Annotated in this window: 14 protein-coding genes; 11 read left to right on the top strand and 3 right to left on the bottom strand. The window is 72.1% G+C overall.

The window, feature by feature from the left end; all coding sequences use genetic code 11:
- Nucleotides 1-298: 298 nt before the first annotated feature.
- The gene (locus BR98_RS42070; RefSeq protein ID WP_051969981.1) at nucleotides 299-1,585 is read left to right on the top strand and encodes a glycosyltransferase 87 family protein; all 1,287 of its coding nucleotides are present in this window, start codon (nucleotides 299-301) and stop codon (nucleotides 1,583-1,585) included.
- A gap of 84 nt (nucleotides 1,586-1,669) precedes the next feature.
- Complete coding sequence (locus tag BR98_RS20565) at nucleotides 1,670-3,292, top strand: N,N-dimethylformamidase beta subunit family domain-containing protein (protein ID WP_035846687.1); 1,623 nt, start codon at nucleotides 1,670-1,672, stop codon at nucleotides 3,290-3,292.
- Between the two features lie 177 nt (nucleotides 3,293-3,469).
- On the opposite strand, the gene BR98_RS20570 is transcribed toward BR98_RS20565, so the two are convergent.
- Together BR98_RS20570 and BR98_RS20575 are read right to left on the bottom strand one after the other, a co-directional pair.
- Entirely contained in the window at nucleotides 3,470-5,245 is a 1,776-nt protein-coding gene (locus tag BR98_RS20570) for a penicillin-binding transpeptidase domain-containing protein (RefSeq protein ID WP_051969982.1), read from the bottom strand.
- Nucleotides 5,246-5,371: 126 nt separating this feature from the next.
- Nucleotides 5,372-7,159 carry a dolichyl-phosphate-mannose--protein mannosyltransferase gene (locus BR98_RS20575; protein ID WP_035853206.1) on the bottom strand — a complete coding sequence of 596 codons (1,788 nt, stop codon included), beginning with the start codon at nucleotides 7,157-7,159 and terminating at the stop codon, nucleotides 5,372-5,374.
- A gap of 206 nt (nucleotides 7,160-7,365) precedes the next feature.
- On the opposite strand from BR98_RS20575, the gene rsmI reads away from it, so the two are divergent.
- The 7 genes from rsmI to BR98_RS36485 all read left to right on the top strand — a co-directional run bounded on the left by rsmI (nucleotide 7,366) and on the right by BR98_RS36485 (nucleotide 14,549).
- Nucleotides 7,366-8,211: a 16S rRNA (cytidine(1402)-2'-O)-methyltransferase gene (rsmI, locus tag BR98_RS20580; protein WP_035846690.1), complete on the top strand. Its 846-nt coding sequence runs from the start codon at nucleotides 7,366-7,368 to the stop codon at nucleotides 8,209-8,211.
- A gap of 262 nt (nucleotides 8,212-8,473) precedes the next feature.
- Nucleotides 8,474-8,959, top strand: a complete 486-nt coding sequence (locus BR98_RS36480) for a hypothetical protein (RefSeq protein WP_051969983.1) — start codon at nucleotides 8,474-8,476, stop codon at nucleotides 8,957-8,959.
- A gap of 99 nt (nucleotides 8,960-9,058) precedes the next feature.
- Nucleotides 9,059-9,937 (top strand): TatD family hydrolase, encoded by an 879-nt coding sequence (locus BR98_RS20590; RefSeq protein WP_035846691.1) that lies wholly within the window; start codon nucleotides 9,059-9,061, stop codon nucleotides 9,935-9,937.
- Between the two features lie 110 nt (nucleotides 9,938-10,047).
- Nucleotides 10,048-10,932: a 16S rRNA (adenine(1518)-N(6)/adenine(1519)-N(6))-dimethyltransferase RsmA gene (gene rsmA, locus BR98_RS20595; RefSeq protein ID WP_035846692.1), complete on the top strand. Its 885-nt coding sequence runs from the start codon at nucleotides 10,048-10,050 to the stop codon at nucleotides 10,930-10,932.
- Entirely contained in the window at nucleotides 10,929-11,849 is a 921-nt protein-coding gene (locus BR98_RS20600; RefSeq protein WP_035846694.1) for a 4-(cytidine 5'-diphospho)-2-C-methyl-D-erythritol kinase, read from the top strand. The genes rsmA and BR98_RS20600 overlap by 4 nt, the downstream gene beginning before the upstream one ends.
- A 79-nt stretch (nucleotides 11,850-11,928) precedes the next feature.
- Nucleotides 11,929-13,740 (top strand): ABC-F family ATP-binding cassette domain-containing protein, encoded by a 1,812-nt coding sequence (locus BR98_RS20605; protein ID WP_035846695.1) that lies wholly within the window; start codon nucleotides 11,929-11,931, stop codon nucleotides 13,738-13,740.
- Between the two features lie 275 nt (nucleotides 13,741-14,015).
- The gene (locus BR98_RS36485; RefSeq protein ID WP_157537855.1) at nucleotides 14,016-14,549 is read left to right on the top strand and encodes a hypothetical protein; all 534 of its coding nucleotides are present in this window, start codon (nucleotides 14,016-14,018) and stop codon (nucleotides 14,547-14,549) included.
- A gap of 72 nt (nucleotides 14,550-14,621) precedes the next feature.
- Here the strand turns inward: BR98_RS36485 and BR98_RS20615 are convergent, their stop codons facing one another.
- Nucleotides 14,622-14,840, bottom strand: coding sequence for a hypothetical protein (locus BR98_RS20615; RefSeq protein ID WP_035846697.1), 219 nt, complete (start codon nucleotides 14,838-14,840; stop codon nucleotides 14,622-14,624).
- A gap of 375 nt (nucleotides 14,841-15,215) precedes the next feature.
- Between BR98_RS20615 and BR98_RS40395 the strand changes: the two genes are divergently transcribed.
- Both BR98_RS40395 and BR98_RS20625 read left to right on the top strand, forming a co-directional pair.
- A complete protein-coding gene (locus BR98_RS40395; RefSeq protein WP_198042251.1) occupies nucleotides 15,216-16,193 on the top strand; it encodes a hypothetical protein in 978 nt (325 codons plus the stop codon).
- Between the two features lie 93 nt (nucleotides 16,194-16,286).
- A complete protein-coding gene (locus tag BR98_RS20625) occupies nucleotides 16,287-17,738 on the top strand; it encodes a S8 family serine peptidase (protein ID WP_083976776.1) in 1,452 nt (483 codons plus the stop codon).

Raw genomic sequence — 17,738 nt, forward strand, 5'->3', positions numbered from 1 at the left:
TGCCTCGCCGCCCTAACCTTCCACCATGGTGACCACCCGTTCGTCCGGAGCGCCCCGCGCCCGCGGCCGGTTCGGCGTTCGGCGAGGGGCACAGACCTCCACCGGCGCGGCCGTGCGGCATCCCGGCGCCCATCCGACCGGGCACCGTGCGCCGTCGCCTGCCACTGACGGACTGTCCGTAGACGGACAGGTCGACGGTGGGCCGCTCCCTGACGCGGCAGATGCCGACGCGGCAGATGCCGACGCAGCACATGCCGATGCAGTGCTTGCCGGCGCAGCACTCGGCGGCGCACCTGGTGTGCCGCAGCCGAGACCGAAGCAGTCGCAGTCGTCGACCCTGGACGACTCCCGGTGGGCCCGGCTCACGGCCCGGGCCGCCGCGCTCGGCGGACGTCGCGTCATCCACCTGCTCGGCTGCCTGATCGCGGCCGGCTGGGCGGCGGCCTTCCCGCTGGTTTCCAACCTGGCCAACCAGAAGCTCTGGGGGCAGGTCGCGGCCCCCGCCTACCTGCTGGCCGGGATCGCGGTGATCAGCCTGCCGCGCCGCTACGCCGGACGGGTGGCCGCCTGCATCGCGCTGCTCGGCGCCGTGCTGCTGCCGCTCGGGGTGCTGGCCGCGCAGGGCCGCCACCAGTCCGAAGTGATGGTGGTCGAACGATCCGCCCAACTGCTGCTGCACACCGGCACGCCGTACCTGCCCGACCCGTCCAAGGTCACCGACTTCAACCCCTACCTGCCCGCCATGACGCTCTTCGGGCTGCCCCGGGCGGTGCTGGGCTCGGGCAACCCGGTCACCCTGGTGCTCGGGGACGCGCGGATCTGGTTCGCCCTCACCTTCCTGGGCTGTCTGACCATCAGCTGGCGCCTGCTCAGGCCCAGCCGCGAACTGTCCCCGCTGCTGCCGCTCGGCATCCTCACCGGCTCGCCGCTGATCGCGTTGACGCTGGCCGTCGGCGGGGTCGACCTGCCGCTGATCGGCGTCTGCTGCCTGGCCATGGCGCTGGCCGCCCGGGACCGCACCATCGCCGCCGGACTGGTGCTGGCGCTGGCCTGCACCCTGAAGTGGACGGCCTGGCCGGCGCTGCCGGTGGCCGTGCTGCTGCTCTGGCGGCTGTACGGGCGGCGCCCGGCCGCGCGAGCCGCGCTGACGGCGCTGCTGGTGGGCAGCGCGGTGATCCTGCCGTACGCGCTGACCCGGGCGCAGGACCTCAAGGAGCAGGTGATCCGCTTCCCGCTCGGCCTGGCCGCCGTACGCACCCCCGCCGGCAGTCCGCTGCCCGGCAAGGTGCTGGCCGACCTCGGCCCGACCGGGCACACCGTCTCGATCGTGCTGATGGTGCTGGGCGGGGTGGCGGTGGCGGGTTGGCTGGTGCTGCGCCCGCCGGCCACGGCGGTGGCCGCCGCCGACCTGCTGGCCGCCGGCCTGACGGTGGCCTTCATGCTGGCGCCGGCCGGGCGGTTCGGGTACCTCGCGCTGCCCGTGGTGCTGGCGATCTGGCCACGGCTGGCGGCCCGGACCTGGAGCGGGCGGACGGCGCGCGGCCCCCGTACGGTGGAGAGCGAGAGGGTCGGCGCCACCCGCTGAACGGTGGCTGACGGTCCGTAGGGGAGCATGGGGGCGGTCCCGATCGACGTCCCAGGACGACCCGCACCGCAGGAGGTTTCCCGAATGACCGAGCAGCAGTCCCCCGATGGGCAGCGGGGGAAGGGGCGGCGTCGGTTCCTCGGGCTGGCCGGCGGTGCCGCCGCGGGGATGGGACTGGCGGCCTGCGGCTCCTCGGGCAGCTCCGCGAGCGGGTCCGGCTCGGCCGGCGCGTCCAGCGCCAACCGGCCAGCGGCGGGCGCGGGCAGTGCGACGGGCAACGGCACCACCTCGCCGAACCCGCCGCGGGAGAACGACCGCCCCGGCAACCCCGACTGGCGGATCGGCAGCGCCGGGCCCGACCGGGCCATCGAGGGCTGGGCGGACCGGGTCAGCGTGCTGCCCGGCGAGAGCTTCGGCCTGCACGTCTCGACCACCGCGCCCGGCTTCAAGGTGACGGCCTATCGCATGGGCTGGTACGGCGGGGCCCGCGGCCGTCAGGTCTGGCAGTCCGACCACCTGCCGGGCACCAAGCAGCCGGCCGCCACGGTGGACAAGACGACCCGGATGGTGGCGACCAACTGGCCGAAGACCACCACCGTGCCCACCACCGGCTGGCCCGAGGGCAGCTACCTGCTGCGGCTGGACGCGGACGGCGGCGCCGGGCAGCGGTACGTGCCGGTCACCGTCCGGTCGGCGAGCACGGCGGGCAAGGTGGTGGTGGTCAACGCCGTGGCCACCTGGCAGGCGTACAACGAGTGGGGCGGCTACAACCTCTACAACGGGCCGACCGGCGGCTACCCGACCCGCTCGCTGGTGGCCTCCTTCGACCGGCCCTACCAGTACGCGGACGGCGCGGGCCTCTTCCTGGTCTACGAGGCCCCGCTGATCGCGCTGGCCGAGAAGCTCGGCCTGCCGCTCGCCTACACCACCAGCACCGACCTGGCCGCCGCCCCGGACCTGCTCAAGGGCGCGACCGCCGTGCTCTCGCCGGGGCACGACGAGTACTGGTCGCAGGAGCAGCGGGCGCACGTCACCGCCGCCCGCGACGCCGGGACGAATGTGGCGATCCTCGGCGCCAACTGCTGCTACCGGCGGGTGCGGTACGAGCCCTCGCCGACCGGTCCGGACCGGCAGGTGGTCTGCTACAAGACCTCGTACCAGGACGATCCGGGCTTCAAGGCGGGCAAGCCGCCGACCAACGACTTCCGGGCCCAGCCGCAGGCCGACCCGGAGAGCTCGCTGCTCGGGGTGATCTACGACGGGTACCCGGTGGACGCGCCGTACGTGGTGACCAACCCCGGGCACTGGCTCTTCGCCGGGACCGGCGCCAAGGCGGGCGACAGCTTCGCGCACCTGGTCGGCGTCGAGTACGACCGGGTCAACACGAGCTTCAACACTCCGCGCCCGATCGAGATCCTGGCCCACTCCCCGGTGGTCTGCGAGGGGCGCAAGAGCTTCAGCGACACCGCGTTCTACGCCGCCCCGAGCGGGGCCGGGGTCTTCGCCAGCGGGACCATGCGCTGGGTGGAGGCGCTGGACGCCACGGGTGACGGCAGTTCAGGAGCCGACCACTCGATGGACGCCAAGGCCGGGGCGCTGACCCAGAAGGTGACCGAGAACCTGCTCACCGCCTTCGCGGCGGGGCCGGCGGGGAAGGCGCACCCGCCGCAGGACAACGTGGCGGCGGTGTACGGGGGGAAGCGGTGACGGGGGTGCGGTGACAGGGTCGCGGTGACGGATTCGCGATGACAGCTGACAGATAGTGAAATCTGTCAGCTGTCATCGCGAATCGCGTATCCGTCACCATGCGGCTGTCACCGCGCAACTGTCATCGCGCAGCTGCCACGGCGAATCGCGATTCCGTCACCGCACCGCGAGCCTCCGTCAGCCCCCGTTGCCCACCTTCAGCACCTCGGCCACCGCCGGCGCGGCCGTTTCCGCGCCGAAGTTCCCCGACAGCACCTCGGCGCAGACCGCAAGGTTGTCCCGGTAGCCGGTGAACCAGCTGTTGGGCGTTGCGTTCGGGCTGGTCTCCGCCGTGCCGGTCTTGCCACCGAACATGGTTCCGCTGATCCCGCCCATCGCGGGAGTGGCGGTGCCCTCCGGGTCGGTGACCACGCTGTGCATCATCGCGCGCAGCTTGGCCAGCACGTCCGGCGACAGCTGCCGGGCGGCCGTCACCTGCTGCTGACCGTCCACCAGGACCGGCATCTTGAACTGGCCGCTCTCCACGGTCGCCGCCACCGAGGCCATGACCAGCGGGTTCATCGTCACCCTGCCCTGGCCCATGTACTCGCCGGCCGTCTCGTCCTTGCTCTGGCCGGGGCCGGGGACCACGCCGTCGGAGGTGGTGACGCCCGGCGCGATCTTCCACGGCGTGCCGATCCCGAAGACCTCCTGGGCGGTCTTGGCCAGCTGTCCGCTCTGCAGCGAGGCCAGCCCCTGCTTGATGAAGGCGGTGTTGCAGGAGATCGTGAAGTCCTGCATGAACGTGTTGTTCGGCTTCTCGTCCTGGAAGTCGTTCTTGTACGTCGTCCCGGTGGTGATGCTGGCCGGGCAGGGCATGGTGGCGTTGGGGTCGACCCCGGCCTCCAGCAGCGCCGTGGCCGTGATGATCTTCATCGTGGAGCCGGGAGCGGTCTTGCCGAGCAGCGCGGTGCTGAAGCCGGTGGCCGGAGCGTTGGCCACCGCCAGGATGTGCCCGGTGCTCGGCTCGATGGCCACCAGCCCGGCGCCCTTGTTGGCCTTGGCGTTCCCGTCGTTGACCGCCTTCTCGGCGGCCGCCTGCAGGCCCGCGTCGATGGTCAGCTTGAACGGCTTGCCCGGCTTCGGGTCGATCACGGTGAACACCGGCTCGGGCTTGTTCTTGCCCGCGTCGTCGGTGATCACCACGCCGGTCCCGGCGTCGGCGGGGTCACCGGCGCTGGAGGCCTGCTGGAGGGTCTTGACGATCTGGTCCAGCGAGTGGAAGTTCGCCAGCGACTGCCCGTTGCGGTCGGTGACCTTGGTCGGCGGGTTGAAGACCGGCTGGGTGGTGATCGTCTCGCCCGGGCCGAGGTGCGGGTGGATCACCGTCGGCGCCCAGTGCACGGCGGCCTTGCCGTCGCTCATCTTCACCATGCCCAGGTACCCGGTGTACTGCCAGATGTTGGTGGTGTTGGCGAACTCGACCTTGGACTTGTAGCTCAGCAGCACCTGGCTGGCCGGCGCCGGGGAGGCGGACGGCGCGGCCGAGGCAGCGGCGGAGCTCCCGGCCGAGGCGGACGCGGCGGCCGACGGCGAGGCCGCAGCCGCCCCCGAGGGCCCGGCGGTGGCCGAGGCGAAGGCGGCGGGCGTGGCCGGACCGCCCGCGGTGAGGGTCACCGCGCTCGGCTTGACCTTGTCCTTGAACGCGTTGAGCGCCGTCAGGGAGCCCTGCGGGTCGTCGGTCAGCTTGCTGGCGGCGTCCAGGTCGCCCTTGCTCCAGGCGTCCAGGAAGTCCTTGGCGCCGGTGGCGGCGAGTTCGGCCGAGGGCGACTCGGCGACCACGGTCCGGACCTTCGGCGCGGCCGGGCCCTTCTTGTCGTCCGACCCGACCAGTGAGTACGCCCCGTACCCGCCGGCTGCCAACATGGCGACCGCGACGGCACTGATGACGGCGGCCTTGGCGCCCTGACGCATGGTGATGCTCCCCCTGCTGACGACTGACGGGACAGCCCAGCCTAAGCCGCCTCGAACAGTGCGCCCACGAAACGGCGCCCCTCGTGACAGAGCTGGTACACGAGGGGCGTCGCCTGCCGGGTGCCGTCAGATCCAGCTGACGAACCACATCCTGGCCCGCCAGTCCGTCATCGGGATCACCTGGCCGGTGTACAGCGGGTAGAAGTACAGGAAGTTCCAGACGATCACCAGCACCAGCACCCCGGCCGCCGCGCCGCCCACCAGGCGTCGCTCGTAGCTCGCGGTGGCGGGCCCGATCAGTGCTCCGACCAGAATGGTCACCGCCAGCACCAGGAACGGGACGAAGGCGACCGCGTAGAACAGGAAGATGGTCCGCTGCTGGTACTCGAACCAGGGCAGCAGCCCGGCGCCGAGACCGCAGAGCACCGCGCCGGCCCGCCAGTCGCGTCGCAGCCCCCAGCGGTAGAGGCAGTACGCCAGCGCCACCACGCCCGCCCACCAGAGCAGCGGGGTGCCGATCGCCAGCACCTCCGAGGCGCACTCGTTGGCGGTGCAGCCGCTCTGCCCGAACTTGGGGGACTCGTAGTAGAAGGAGACCGGCCGCCCGACCAGCAGCCAGCTCCACGGGTTGGACTGGTACATGTGCGGGCTGTGCAGGTTGACGTTGAAGTCGTACATCTGCCGGTGGTAGTGCCAGAGCGAGCGCAGCCCCTCCGGCACCCAGGTCATGTCCACCTGGAACGGCAGCTTCACCTTGCCGAGCAGCGGCAGCGAGACGGAGTCCGAGGACAGGCCGTGCCGGCCGACCGCCCAGTCACGGCCGTAGCCGCCCTTGCCGGGCATGTTGCTGCTGGCCAGCCAGCCGGACCAGGAGGAGATGTAGACGACCACCGAGGCCAGCACGATCGAGGCGAAGGCCGGCAGCCCGTCCCGGACCAGGGTGGACCAGACCGGCCGCCTGGCCCCGGCCAGTCGGCGCGCGCCGAGGTCCCAGAAGACGGTCAGCAGCCCGAAGAAGGCCGCCACGTACATCCCGCTCCACTTGGTCGAGCAGGCCAGCCCGACGCAGACCCCGGCCGCCAGCCGGTACGGCCGCAGGCCCAGGCGCATCCGGTGGGCCGTCACGGCGTCGGGCAGCTCGCCGAGCTTGTGGGCGATCCGGGCCCGGGTGTGGTCGCGGTCCAGCAGCAGGAAGCCGAAGGCGGCCAGGATCCAGAACATCACCATCAGGTCGAGCAGCGCGGTGCGGCTCATCACGAAGTGCAGGCCGTCCACCGAGAGCAGCAGCCCGGCCACGCAGCCCAGCAGGGTGGAGCGGAACAGCCGGCGGGCGATCCGGGCCAGCATCAGGATCGAGGCGGTGCCGAGCACGGCGACCATGAACCGCCAGCCGAGCGGGTGCATCCCGAAGAGCTGCTCGCCGAAGCCGATGATCCACTTGCCGACCGGCGGGTGCACGATGAACGCCGGGTCGGTCTTGTAGGGGATCACCTGCGGGTGGCCGAGGATCTGCGAGTTGGCGGTGTCGGCCCAGTTGGTCTCGTAGCCGCCCTGCCAGAGCGCGTAGGCGTCCTTGGCGTAGTACGTCTCGTCGAAGATGATCCCGCCGGGGCTGCCCAGGTGCCAGAACCGCAGCAGGCCGCCGAAGAGGGCGACGGCGAGCGGGCCCAGCCAGCCGGACCAGCGGCAGAGCCAGGACCAGAACGCGTCGTCCAAGCGGATGCCCGCGCGCAGCAGGACGGGGGAGGGCGCGACCAGGTCCGGGGTGGCCTTGGGCCCGTCCGGCATCGGCGGTACCAGTCGATCGGCGAGCGCGGCCCGCTCGGGCGCCCGGTAGCCGTGGGCGGCCAGTTGGCGCACCCAGGCGGCGCGCGCGGGCAGGCCGGGGCGACCGCTCGCGCGCGGCGCGGGTATGGCCGGGTCGCCGGGGTCGGTCCGGTCCGGTGGACCCGATTCCCCAAGGGTCTGCACAGTGGTCTCGACCACTGTCGTCTCAGCCGCCGTCTCGCCGTTCACCCGCACATCGTAGGGGCGAGCCCTGAATGCCGAACCCCCCGCCGGAAAGCTGCCCGGTTCGCCGGAAATCTCCTCGCCCGCGGCGACCTGACAGGATGTGCGGTGTGACTGGTGTACTCGTTCTCGCAGGGACCCCCATCGGCGACGTCGCGGACGCCCCGCCGCGGCTGCTCACCGAGCTCGCCGCAGCCGACGTGATCGCGGCGGAGGACACCCGCCGACTGCGCCGGCTCACCCAGGCGCTCGGCGTCACGCCCGCGGGCCGGGTGCTCTCCTACTTCGAGGGCAACGAGGTCGGCCGCACCCCCGAACTGGTCGAGGCGCTGACCGGCGGCGCCCGGGTGCTGCTGGTCACCGACGCGGGGATGCCTTCGGTCTCCGACCCCGGTTACCGCCTGGTGGCGGCCGCCGTCACGGCCGGTATCAAGGTGACCGCCGTGCCCGGCCCGTCGGCGGTGCTCACGGCGCTGGCCCTCTCGGCGCTGCCGGTGGACCGCTTCACCTTCGAGGGCTTCCTGCCGCGCAAGACCGGGGACCGGGCCCGGGCGCTGGCCGAGATCGCCGCCGAGCCGCGCACCATGGTCTTCTTCGAGGCCCCGCACCGGATCGCCGAGACGCTGGCCGCGATGGCCCTGGCCTTCGGGGCGGACCGTCCGGCCGCCGTCTGCCGGGAGCTGACCAAGACCTACGAGGAGGTCAAGCGCGGCCCGATCGGCGAGCTGGCCGACTGGGCCGCCGACGGCGTGCGCGGCGAGATCACCGTGGTGGTGGCCGGCGCCCCGCCCGCCGCGCCGCAGCAGCACACCGCCGCCGAGCTGGCCGCCCGGGTGGCCGCCCGCGAGGAGGCGGGGGAGCGCCGCAAGGAGGCCATCGCGGCGGTCGCGGCCGAGCTGGCGCTGCCCAAGCGCGAGGTCTTCGACGCGGTGGTGGCGGCCAAGCAGAAGGCCTGAACGGAGCGGCGCCGAGCCCGCGCCGGGCAGCCCTCGCCCACCGCTTCGCACGCGCGTACGGTGGAGTGATGGAGGTTCGCCAAGGTAAAGCGGAGCCCAGATAAACCCTTGCTGAGCTGCGGTTTTGGTGCCACTTCGTACAGGGATCCCCAACTCCCGACCAAGTCTCGGCAAGCCGGGCATCGGGTCGGAGCAACTGGGCATTCCATCGGATGGAAAGACCCGGTCCGGACGAGGGTCCGGCGGGCGCTGGGAGAGCGCTATGAGTGACACGATCGGTAGCCCGATGGGTGGCACCCCGACCGGTGTGAAGCCGGCCCCGGACCGTGAGCCCACCAACCACCCCGGATCCGGCGGGACGCCCGCCGCGCACCTGCTCGGCAAGACCCGCCCGGGTGTCGACACGGTCCGGGAGGCCTACTCCTTCGCCTGCCTGAGCTGCGGGTACGGCTGGGAGCAGGCGTACGACATCGAGCACCACCGGGCCCAGGACGGCCACCTGGTGATCCAGTACCACGCCAACGGCGTCCGGGTCCCCTCCCCGCTGCTCAAGCCGACCTGCCCGGGCTGCGGCGGCCACACCGTCCGGATCATGCGCGCGGGCCGGATCGCCACCGTGGAGAGCTCCTGGCACCACGCCCCCGGCTACGCCGGCCACGCCGAGCCGGCCAACCAGGTCGAGCAGATCACCATCGAACCGTTGCCGCGCGAGCACTGGTACCAGTTCTGGCGTCCGCGGGCCGCCTGACCCGCTTGCGCCGCGGGGGCCGCCCGACCCCACCTCCCTCAGCCTGGACCAACCGGTGGGCCCGAACGAGCGTCGGGCCCACCGTCTAGGCTCTGGACCATGGCTGCCAAGGACGACGACCGCTCCACCCCGCCCCCGCTGCCGGCCCCGCTCGCGGTCGCGGTGGCCGACTCGCACACCCACCTGGACATGCAGTCCGGCACCCCGGCCGAGGCGCTGGCCAAGGCCGCCTCGGTGGGCGTGACCACCGTCGTCCAGGTCGGCTGCGACATCCCGGGCTCGCGCTGGGCCGCCGCGCTGGCCGCCGAGTTCGAGCAGGTGCACGCGGCCGTCGCGCTGCACCCCAACGAGGCGCCGCGGATCGTGCTCGGCGACCCTGACGGTTGGTCCGGGCAGCGGCGCTCGCCCGGTGGGTCGACGGCGCTGGACGAGGCGCTGGCCGAGATCGACCGGCTGGCCGCCCTGCCGCAGGTCCGCGCGGTCGGCGAGACCGGCCTCGACTACTTCCGCACCGGTCCCGAGGGCGTGGACATCCAGAAGGAGTCCTTCCGTCGGCACATCGAGATCGCCAAGCGGCACGGCAAGGCGCTGGTGATCCACGACCGGGACGCCCACGACGACGTGATCGAACTGCTGCTGGAGGAGGGCGCCCCCGAGCGGACCGTCTTCCACTGCTACTCCGGCGACGCGGCGATGGCCAAGGTCTGCGCCGAGCACGGCTGGTACCTCTCGTTCGCCGGACCGGTCACCTTCAAGGCGAACCAGCCGCTGCGCGACGCCCTCGCCGTCACCCCGCTGGACCGGGTGCTGGTGGAGACCGACGCCCCGTTCCTCACCCCGCACCCCTACCGGGGCCGGCCCAACGCGCCGTACCTGATCCCGGTCACGGTCCGCTCGATGGCCGACACCCTGGGGCTGGAGGAGTCCACGCTCGCCACCGCCATCGCGGCGAACACCGCGCGCGCCTTCGGCTACTGAGCACGCACTGCTATTGAGCACGCACTGCTACCGAGGTCGCGCTGCTACCGAGCACGCACGGCGCGCGGCTGGTAGCTCCCACCGCCACAGGGCGCCCGTATCCTTACCCGGTGAGCACCACGGACCCCACCCCTGACAGCAGCCACCTGCTCGGCGCCTCCGACATCCGGGAGCTGGCCGCCACCCTCGGGGTCCGCCCGACCAAGCAGCGCGGCCAGAACTTCGTGATCGACGCCAACACGGTCCGCCGGATCGTCCGGTCCGCCGGGGTGACGCCCGAGGACGCCGTGGTGGAGGTCGGGCCCGGGCTGGGCTCGCTCACCCTGGCGCTGCTCGAGGTGGCCGCGCACGTCACGGCCGTCGAGATCGACCCGCTGCTCGCCGAGCACCTGCCCAGCACCGTCGCCGCCCGGATGCCCGGCCGCGCCGACCGCTTCGACCTGGTGCTCAGCGATGCCATGGAGGTCACCGAGCTGCCCGGCCCGGCTCCCACCGCGCTGGTCGCCAACCTGCCGTACAACGTCGCCGTCCCGGTCCTGCTGCACATGCTGGCCACCTTCCCCAGCATCGAGCACACCCTGGTGATGGTGCAGTCCGAGGTGGCCGACCGGCTGGCCGCCAAGCCCGGCAACAAGGTCTACGGGGTGCCCTCGGTCAAGGCCAACTGGTACGCCGAGGTCAAGCGGGCCGGCGCGATCGGCCGCAACGTCTTCTGGCCGGCGCCCAACGTCGACTCCGGCCTGGTCTCGCTGATCCGCCGTCAGCCGCCGGTGACCTCGGCTTCGCGGGCCGAGGTGTTCGCCGTGGTGGACGCCGCCTTCGCCCAGCGCCGCAAGACGCTGCGCGCCGCACTCGCCGGCTGGGCCGGCTCGCCCGCCGCCGCCGAACAGGCGCTGGCCGGCGCCGGGATCGACCACACGCTGCGCGGCGAGATGCTGACGGTCGAACAGTTCGCCGCCATCGCCGAGCACAAGCCCGAGAGGCCGTCGAAGTGATCACTGTCCGGGTGCCCGCCAAGGTCAACGTGCAGCTCGGGGTCGGCGGCCTGCGGGCCGACGGCTTCCACGACCTGGCCAACGTCTTCTTCGCGGTCGCCCTCGGCGACGAGGTGACCGCCGCACCCGGGCAGGGCGTGACGCTGACCTGCAGCGGCCCGGACGCCGCCCTCGTCCCGCTGGACGACAGCAACCTCGCCGCCCGCGCCGCCCGCCTGCTCGCGGCCCACCACGGCATCGAGCCGAACGTCGCGCTGCACATCGCCAAGGCCATCCCGGTGGCCGGCGGGATGGCCGGCGGCAGCGCCGACGGCGCCGCCGCGCTGGTCGCCTGCGACGCCCTCTGGGACCTGACCACCCCGCTCCCGGTGCTGCTGGAACTCGCCGCCGAACTCGGCTCCGACGTGCCGTTCGCGCTGCTCGGCGGGGTCGCACTCGGCCGCGGCCGGGGCGAGCTGCTGACCCCGCTCCCGGTGGCGGGCACCTTCCACTGGGTGTTCGCGGTCGCCGACGGCGGCCTGTCCACCCCCGCCGTCTTCCGCGAGTGCGACCGGCTGCGCGAGGCCGCCGGCACCGGCTCCGGCGAGGCCGAGGTGCCCACCCCCGACGCCGACCCCGCGCTGCTCGCCGCCCTCGCCGCCGGGGACCCGGTCGCGCTGGCCGGCGCGCTCACCAACGACCTGCAGGCCGCCGCGCTCTCGCTGCGCCCCGCCCTCGCCGACTGCCTGGCCGCCGGCACCGCCGCCGGGGCGCTCGCCGCGCTGGTCTCCGGCTCCGGGCCGACCTGCGCCTTCCTGGCCAAGGACGCACTCGGCGCCCAGGCGGTGGCCGAGGCGCTGGCCGCCTCCGGCACCTGCCGCACCGCCCACGTCACCCACGGCCCGGTGCCGGGCGCACAGGTGATCGGCCGGGCCTGACCCCGGTGATCGACGGGGCTTCCGGGGCAGCCGACTAGGCTGGGGGTTCCAGTCGTCCGACCTCAGGAGCGCAAAGCACGTGGCCGTCAACCTCGCCACCATCGAGTCCGTCACGAAGGTCTACGGCACCCGGGCCCTTCTGGACGGGGTCAGCCTCGGCGTCAGCGAGGGCGACCGGATCGGCGTCGTCGGTCGCAACGGGGACGGCAAGACCACCCTGATCCGGATGCTCGCCAAGCTGGAGGAACCGGACACCGGGCGGATCACGCACTCCGGCGGACTGCGCCTGGCCGTCCTCACCCAGCACGACTCGCTCGACCCCGAGGCGACCATCCGGCACGAGGTGATCGCCGACCGGGCCGACCACGAGTGGCTCGGCGACGCCCGGATCCGCGACATCATCCAGGGCCTGTTCGGCGGCCTGGACCTGCCCGGCTTCGCCGAGGGCCTGGACACCGTGATCGGCCCGCTCTCCGGTGGCGAGCGCCGCCGGATCGCGCTGGCCAAGCTGCTGCTCGGCGAGCCCGACCTGATCGTGCTGGACGAGCCCACCAACCACCTCGACGTCGAGGGCATCGCCTGGCTGGCCCAGCACCTGCAGAACCGGCGCTCCGCGCTGGTCTGCGTCACCCACGACCGGTGGTTCCTGGACCAGGTCTGCACCCGGATGTGGGACGTCCAGCGCGGCGAGGTGCGCGAGTACGAGGGCGGCTACTCCGACTACGTCTTCGCCCGCGCCGAGCGCTCCCGGATCGAGGCCACCGAGGAGCAGAAGCGGCAGAACCTGGCCCGCAAGGAACTCGCCTGGCTGCGCCGCGGCGCCCCCGCCCGTACCTCCAAGCCGCGCTACCGGATCGAGGCGGCCAACGCCCTGATCGCGGACGTGCCGGAGCCCCGGGACAAGAGCGAGCTGATGAAGTTCGCCAACGCCCGCCTCGGCCGGACCGTCTTCGAGCTGGAGAACGTCAGCGTCACGGCCGGCCCCAAGGAGCTGCTGCACGGGCTGACCTGGAACCTCGGCCCCGGCGACCGGATCGGCCTGCTCGGCGTCAACGGCGCCGGCAAGACCTCGCTGCTGCGCGCCATGCAGGCCGCCTACGCCTCGCAGGGCGATGTGCAGCCCGCGTCCGGTGTGATCAAGGTCGGCAAGACCGTCCGACTGGCCTACCTCTCGCAGGAGATCGCCGAGCTCGACCCCACCACCCGGGTGCTGCAGGCCGTCGAGCAGATCCGCGGCCGGGTCGACCTGGGCAAGGGCCGGGAGATGAGTGCCGGTCAGCTCTGCGAGCAGTTCGGCTTCGGCAAGGACAAGCAGTGGACGCCGGTCGGCGACCTGTCCGGCGGTGAGCGGCGCCGACTGCAGCTGCTGCGGCTGCTGATGGACGAGCCCAACGTGCTCTTCCTGGACGAGCCCACCAACGACCTCGACATCGAGACCCTCAACCAGCTGGAGGACCTGCTCGACGGCTGGCCCGGCTCGATGATCGTGATCAGCCACGACCGCTTCTTCATCGAGCGGACCACCGACACCGCGTACGCGCTTCTCGGCGACCACCGGATGCGGATGCTGCCGAACGGCGTGGACGAGTACCTGGAGCGGCGCGCGGCGATGGCTGCGGCGGTGGCCGCCGCTGCTACCGCTGCCGCCGGTGGCGGTTCCGCGGCGGCGCCGGCCAAGTCGGCCGGCGACACCCGGGCGGCCAAGAAGGAGCTGCAGCGGATCGAGCGTCAGATCGCCAAGCTGGAGCAGCAGGAGAGCAAGCTGCACGACCAGCTCGCCGAGCACGCCGCCGACTTCTCCAAGGTCGCCGAGCTGGACGCGAAGCTGCGCAAGGTCCGGGACGAGAAGGAGGAGCTGGAGCTCAGCTGGCTGGAGCTGGCCGACTCCTGATCCGCTCTCCGGGGCGGGCTCCTGTCGGTGCGTCAGTTGGGGTGGGGTCCTTCGTGACAACTGCGTACCGATCACGGCCCCAACCGGTCAGGGGCCTGCCATGCTGACAGACCCGCTCGCTAGGATGTGAAGTGGTGGCTACTGTCCGGTCGTCGGCCGGTGGCCGAGCACGTACGTGGAACTTCGCGGTGTGATGTTCGTGTGTGTTCGTAGCTTGATGACGTGTTGCGGCACGGCGGCGCTGAGCCTGTCCGTGTACGGGGGAGGTGTACTGCATGAAAGAAATGATGGTGGACGCGGGCGACGGTCCCGGAGCCAGCCCCGCGTACTGGGCCAACGTGGGCACGGCCGCGCTGTCGGCCGAGCTTGAGACGATGACCGAGTTCAAGAAGCGGGTCGATGGCATGCTCCAGTCGCTCGACGGCTCGGACGCGTCGAAGCCGAAGATCGCCCAGCAGAACCTGGACCAGGGTCACCTGGGCACCGGCTTCGGTGAGTCGACGGAGTTGCTGAACGCGTACAACGTGGTGCACCAGAATCTCGAGGTGCTCTCGCAGACGCTGTCCAACCAGATCGAGGCCATGAGCATCGCGCTCAACATCAACATCAACGGCTACCAGAACGTGGACGACTCGCAGCGGCAGACGCTGTGGAAGATCCACAAGCAGACCGACAGTCAGTACAACTCCGGGGTCAGCCCGAGCGGAATCGTGCCCAACCCGACCGGCACGTCGACCAACGTGAGCTCCAGTACCCCCACGCCGCCGTCGGCGACTTCGACCCCCACCAACTCGGGCGGTGTCGGATGATCACCGTTGACCGCGACTCTGACATGTCCGACAGGGGGAGTGCGTGATGCCCAGGCCACAGACCGACGATCTCTACGCGTACTTTGACGGCATGACCCACCAGCAGCTGGTGGACATGGTCAAGAACGGCCAGCCCAGCGTGCTGTCCGACCGTGGCGCGGCGCTGACCAGTGCCTCCGACACGCTGAGCGACATCAGTGGCCAGCTGTCGTCCCACTCCCAGAACATCGAGTGGACCGGCCAGGCCGCCGACAGCTTCCGTGACTGGGTGAAGAAGGTCGCCGACTCCACCCAGCAGCTCGCCGGCTACGCGGGCACGGCGTCCATCCAGATCCAGAACGCCGGCACGGCCCTGGGTACGGCGCGCGCGATGCCGCCGGTGTCGACCGCCAACCAGGCGATCGTGGCGAAGCGGGCCGAGCAGGACAAGTACTACCTGAGCCCGGAAGAGGACGCGAAGCGCAGCGCGATCGACCCGCACTGGGTCTCGGCGCAGCAGGCCGCCACGGCTCAGGCCGCGCTCGACCAGGACCACCAGGCCGCGGTCAGCCACATGGTGACGCTCTCTCAGGCGTACCAGTCGTCGACGACGGTCATGGAGCAGCAGTCGCCGCCGCTGTTCCCGCCGAGCCCGACGGTGGTGATGGGGCCGCCGCCGAAGGACGTGTGGTCTGGAGGCGACACTTCCTACGGCGGGCCCAGCTCTGGTGGCTCGTCGACCGGCGGGGGCAACAAGGCCAAGCCCACGCCCACGCCTACCCCGACGCCCAGGCCTCCGACGCCCACTCCGCCGCCGCCCCCTCCGGGCCCGCCGACCCCCCGCCGCCTCGTCCGGGCCCCCCGGGATGGCCGACGCCGACCCCGCCGACCCCGGTGCCGCCCGGCCCGACCCCGCCGACCCCTCCGGGTCCGACTCCGCCGCCCAGCACGGGCATCGACAGCACGACCCCGACCCCGACCCCGACTCTCCCGTCCCCGGGCGGGCCGACCGGCGGTCTTCCCGTCTCGGACGGCTTCGGCGGTCCTGGCGGGCCCAAGGGCGGCCTGCCCGGCGGCTACCCCGGCTACCCCGGCGGCCCCACTCTCATCGGTGGCGGCGGGTACCAGTACGGCGGCAACCCCGGCGGCTCGCGCGGCCCGGGTCGGTTCGGCGGCTCTCCCGCCTTCGAGGAGGGCATCTCCGGCGGTGTCAGCCGTCCTGGCTCGACGTCGGGTCGTAGCCAGCTCGGTGCCAACGCGATCGGCGCTGAGGAAGCCGCAGCCGCGGCGGCCGAAGGCCGTGGCGGTGCGGGTGGCGCCGGTGGTGGCTACATGCCTGGTGGCGGTGCCGGTGGCGGTGGCGTCGGTGGGCGTGGCGGTGCCGGACGCGGCCGTGGGCTGACCTCTGCCACCGGTGGCGAGGTCGGCGGTCGCCGTGGTCCCAAGGCCGGTGGCGAGTTCACCCCGGGCGGCAGTGGTCTGCGCCGTGCCGGCGGCGAGGCGCGAGCGGCCGGCGAGCACGAGGGCGGTTACATGCCTGGCGGTGGTGTCGGCGGCGCGAACAAGCGCAGCAAGGACCGCCGTAACCGGGCCGACTACCTCGTGGAGGAAGAGGAGACCTGGACCGGTGGAACTCCGGAGAGCAATCCGGACGTGATTGAGTAAGGACCGGCTCTCCTGCCCGGTCACTGGGTCAGACTCAGTGACCGGGCAGTTCTGTTCGAGGGCACCGGTAGCCACGGGGAAGAGGAGAACGTGATGCGGCGGATCGGCACAGGCGTGCGAGGGCGGCGCGCCGCCGCGTTGCTGGCACTGGCATTGGCGGTGACAGGCGGATTCACGACACCTGCTGCGGCCGCCGATTCGCCGCGCGATTCCGAGTGGCATCTTGATGCGCTCCACATGCCCGAGGTCTGGCAGACCAGCACGGGTGCGGGGATCACGGTCGCAGTCATCGACAGCGGCGTGAAGTCCGATGCACCCGACCTTGTCGGACAGCTCCTGCCCGGTAAGGACTTCAGTGGGCTCGCCGGCGGGGCCTCGTCGGACGCCGACGGTCACGGGACCGGAATGGCAAGCCTCATCGCCGGTTCGGGCAAGAGCTTCAATGGCAAGGGTGTGACCGGCCTGGCACCCGGCGCCAAGGTCCTTCCGGTGCGGGTCAACTCGAGCTCCGCTGTCAGCAGTTCGGAAACGCTCAAGCAGGTGGACGACGCCATCGTCTTTGCCACCGACAACGGTGCCAAGGTCATCAACATCTCCTTGGCCATGCGCGACGTCGACCTGACACCTGGCGATCTCACCAAGCTGAAGACCGCAGTCGACTACGCCATCGGCAAGGGACGCCTGATCATCGCGGGCGCCGGCAACAGCGCGCAGGAAGGCAATCCGGTGATGTACCCGGCGGCCATGCCGGGCGTGGCCGCCATCACCGCGTTCGACAAGGGCGGGACGCACACGTCCGAAGCCGAGTACGGGCCGTACATCGCCCTGGCCGGGCCGGGCGTGGACATCAACAGCGCATGCACCGGCGCCACTGGGTACTGCCTGAGCCACGGCACCTCGGACGCCACCGCGTTGACCTCGGCGACTGCTGCAATCGTCTGGCAGCTCCACCCCGACTGGACCGGCAACCAAGTCCTCCGCGTCATCATCAACTCCGCCAACAAGCCCAACAGCGGCAGCCGCACCGACTTCCTCGGCTTCGGCAACATCAGCCCCCGCAACGCCATCCACTACACCGGCGAATCGGGCCCGGCTGATGTCAACCCGCTGATCGCCGCAGGTATCGGTGTCGCACCCTCCAGTGCGGCCTCGGCTCCGGGTACCGCGAGCGCGAAGCCGAGCGCCACCCCGTCCTCGGCTGCCCCGACCACTGCCGCGCCCACCTCCTCCCCGACGCCGGCCACCAACTCCACCGCCTCCGGCTCGGGTTCCAGCAACCTCCCGCTGATCATCGGTGGCGCTGCCCTCGCCGTGGTCGTCATCGGCGGCGCCGTGTTCTTCCTGGTCCGCCGGAACCGCTCGACCCCGCCGCCGCCTCCCGCCCCGCCGCTGGCCTACCCGGTGCCCCCTCAGCCCCCGTACGGCACCCAGGCCCAGCCCCCTGCCTACGGAACCCCGCCCCCGCCGCCGGGATACAACCCGGGCGGCGCCCAGCCGTACCAGCCGATCCCGCCGAACAATCCGTACAGCAACCCGCAGAACTGA

Source organism: Kitasatospora azatica KCTC 9699, from assembly GCF_000744785.1.
GTDB lineage: Bacteria > Actinomycetota > Actinomycetes > Streptomycetales > Streptomycetaceae > Kitasatospora > Kitasatospora azatica.

Coding starts and splice junctions, on each gene's coding strand:
- BR98_RS20565 (WP_035846687.1), top strand. CDS start 1,670: ATGACCGAGCAGCAGTCCCCCGATGGGCAGCGGGGGAAGGGGCGGCGT.
- BR98_RS20570 (WP_051969982.1), bottom strand. CDS start 5,245: ATGCGTCAGGGCGCCAAGGCCGCCGTCATCAGTGCCGTCGCGGTCGCC.
- BR98_RS36480 (WP_051969983.1), top strand. CDS start 8,474: ATGAGTGACACGATCGGTAGCCCGATGGGTGGCACCCCGACCGGTGTG.
- BR98_RS20590 (WP_035846691.1), top strand. CDS start 9,059: ATGGCTGCCAAGGACGACGACCGCTCCACCCCGCCCCCGCTGCCGGCC.
- BR98_RS36485 (WP_157537855.1), top strand. CDS start 14,016: ATGAAAGAAATGATGGTGGACGCGGGCGACGGTCCCGGAGCCAGCCCC.
- BR98_RS20625 (WP_083976776.1), top strand. CDS start 16,287: ATGCGGCGGATCGGCACAGGCGTGCGAGGGCGGCGCGCCGCCGCGTTG.